The sequence below is a fragment of the Serratia silvae genome (genome assembly GCF_023282985.1).
GTDB lineage: Bacteria > Pseudomonadota > Gammaproteobacteria > Enterobacterales > Enterobacteriaceae > Chania > Chania silvae.
Genome location: NZ_JAGQDC010000083.1, coordinates 1 through 252, shown reverse-complemented (window position 1 = coordinate 252; position 252 = coordinate 1). Strand labels below are relative to the sequence as shown.

At 66.7% G+C, this 252-nt stretch carries 1 protein-coding gene; it reads left to right on the top strand.

Annotated elements, in window-relative coordinates; genetic code table 11:
* The coding region (locus tag KAJ71_RS23325; RefSeq protein ID WP_248947804.1) for a hypothetical protein at positions 1–252 on the top strand (252 nt) is incomplete at both ends.

Genomic DNA, 252 nt, shown 5'->3' with positions numbered 1-252 from the left:
GGCCCGCAGCCGCCATGCCCCGCAAACCGAAGACGGGCCTGGCAAGAATGGCCGCCTGGGCAACAGCGACGGGCGCCAGGACGGCGGCGCGCTGGGCGGTTCCTACACCTGGGACGACGGTTATGCCGGGCTGTCCTACAGCAACTACGACGCCAACTACGGCTCACCCGCCGAACAGGACGTGCGCATCCGCATGAAGCAGGATCACTACGCCTTTGCGTCCGAGATCCGCAACCTGCAAGGCCCGTTTAC